Annotated in this window: 2 protein-coding genes; both read right to left on the bottom strand. The window is 66.1% G+C overall.

The annotated features are described in order from the left end of the window. Positions 1-364: 364 nt before the first annotated feature. Positions 365-841, bottom strand: coding sequence for a peptidoglycan-associated lipoprotein Pal (gene pal / locus HUK84_RS15345; RefSeq protein WP_176641060.1), 477 nt, complete (start codon positions 839-841; stop codon positions 365-367). 246 nt (positions 842-1,087) lie between these two features. Further along, positions 1,088-2,293: Tol-Pal system beta propeller repeat protein TolB (gene tolB / locus HUK84_RS15340; protein ID WP_176641059.1), on the bottom strand; the 1,206-nt coding region annotated here is incomplete at its 5' end.

Genomic DNA, 2,293 nt, shown 5'->3' with positions numbered 1-2,293 from the left:
CGGCGACAGGCTGGTCAGGCCGGCCAGCAGACCCAGCAGCGCCAGCCCCCCTGCCCGCGCGGGCCGGATGCCGCGACCATGAAATGGCGAAGAAGGGCGGAATGCAGCAAGCCGCATGAACGGATTCCCCAAGAGTGGATCAGCACCGCCCGCAGGCCGGCCATGATCGCACGCGACGATACGAGGTCAGAGAGACCGCCCCTGTTATGCACCTGCGCCCCAGAGGCGTGAAGATGCCGCGCGGGCTCCGTGACGGACCCGAAGGAAGGACATGGGGGACGGAACGCTGCGCGCAAAACAAAACCGGCCAGGCGACGTGCGCCTGGCCGGTTTGTTCGGACAGATGGAGAGTCTGCCGAGACGCTCAGCGAACCGACGTGATCGCGTTGCGGTTCTGGGCCCACGACTGCTCGTCGTCGCCGGTCGCCGTCGGACGATCCTTGCCGTAGGAGATCGTCGTGATGCGCGAAGCGGCGACGCCCTTCGCCACCAGGTAGTCGCGCGCCGCATTGGCGCGACGCTCGCCCAGGGCGATGTTGTATTCCTCGGTGCCACGGTCGTCGCAGTTGCCCGCGACTTCGATCGTGACCTGCGGATACTTGGCCAGCCAGGCGGCCTGACGATCGAGAGTGGCCTGGGCCTCGCTGGAGAGCGCGTTCTTGTTGAAGTCGAAGAACACGCGGTCACCGACATTGGCGACCAGGTCGGCCTCGCTGCCCGGCGTGACGCCCGAGGTCTGCGCGGCGGCCCCGGTACCCGTCGTTGCCCCCGTTTCCTTATTTCCAGAGCACGCCGCCAGAAGCACGGCCATGCCAAGCGCACCAAGAAGCTTCAGTCTCATTATTTTAGATCCTGAGATCGGTTCCCGCACGGAACCATTATGATTAAGTAGTCGGGTAAGGACTTGGTCCCGACACTCGTTTTGTTCCGTCAACAACCGGGCGACAGAACGTTGCGAACACTGGAGACCACCCGCCCGTTAACGCCAGACGCGGTGGCAGGTCAAGATGCCCTTCGCGCACGGCGGATATCTTCTGTCAGTATTGACCGGAAAAGCACAGTAATGTGCCTTTCCGGTCTTTAAAACTTAACCGTTCTGCGGCGACCAGGCCGGGTCGGACGCCCCGCCGACCGGAATCGGCCGCTCATGGAAGCCGGTGATATCCACCGTGCTGATACCCGTCGAGAAGCCGGCTCCGCCGGGGCCGGCCGCCGACTGACGGCAGAAGGCGATGACCCGCCCGTTCGGGCAGAAGCTGGGGCTGTCGACCGTGAAACCCTGGGTCATGATCCGTTCGCCGGTGCCGTCGGGCGCCATGACGCCCAGCGAGAAGCTGCCGTTGGCGATGCGGGTAAAGGCGATCAGGTCGCCGCGCGGCGACCAGACCGGCGAGCCATAAGTGCCCGTGCCGTAGGAGATGCGCCGCGCGCCGCCGCCGCCCGCGCTCATGATATAAAGCTGCGGCGAGCCGCCGCGATCGGAATTGAAGACGATCTGCGAGCCGTCGGGGCTGTAGCACGGGCTGGTGTCGATGGCGCCCGAAGCGGTGAGCTGCCGCTTGACGCGCGACACCAGGTCGACCGTATAGATATCCGACCCCGCGCCGCGCGTAACCGACATGACGACCGACCGACCGTCGGGCGCGAAGCGCGGCGCGAAGGAGATTCCTTCGAAATCGCCCAGCAATTGCTGCCGGCCGGTGGCCAGGTTCAGCAGATACACCCGCGGCCGGTTGTTGGCGTAGGACATGAAGGCCAGTTGGTCGCTGGTGGGGCTGAAGCGCGGAGTCAGGGTCAGCCACTGCCCGCCGGACAGATAATGGCTGTTGGCGCCGTCCTGGTCCATGATCGCCAGGCGCGTCGTCTGGTGCGCGCGGGGGCCCGAGCGGGCGATATAGGCGATGCGGGTGTTGAAATAGCCCTTCTCGCCCAGCATCCGCTCGTAGATCACGTCGGCGATGATATGGGCGATCTTGCGGGCCTCGTTCACGCCGGCGGTATAGGCCGTGCCCTGGATCTGCTGGCCGGTCAGCACATCCCACAGGCGGAATTCGACCCGCAGCGCGCCGCCGCTGCTGGTGGCGGTGCCGCTGACCAGCGCGCGGGCACCCAGCGACTTATAGGTGCCGAAATCCGGCACGCCCACCGGCAGCGCGCCGCTGACCGGGGCGAACAGGCCGCAATTGCCCAGGTCGGCCGACACGACGCCGCTGATCTGCTGGCCCATGTCGCCGCCCAGCACGGGAATGACGATCGGGATCGGCGCGGTGCGTGCCTGGTCCACCGTGATTTC

The organism is Nguyenibacter vanlangensis (assembly GCF_013376155.1).
Taxonomy (GTDB): domain Bacteria; phylum Pseudomonadota; class Alphaproteobacteria; order Acetobacterales; family Acetobacteraceae; genus Gluconacetobacter; species Gluconacetobacter vanlangensis.
The sequence above is the reverse complement of the archived record's forward strand: the minus strand, read 5'-3'. Positions and strand labels throughout refer to the sequence as shown.

Excerpts from the sequence above, each read along its gene's own strand:
- pal (WP_176641060.1), bottom strand. The coding sequence starts at position 841 with ATGAGACTGAAGCTTCTTGGTGCGCTTGGCATGGCCGTGCTTCTGGCG.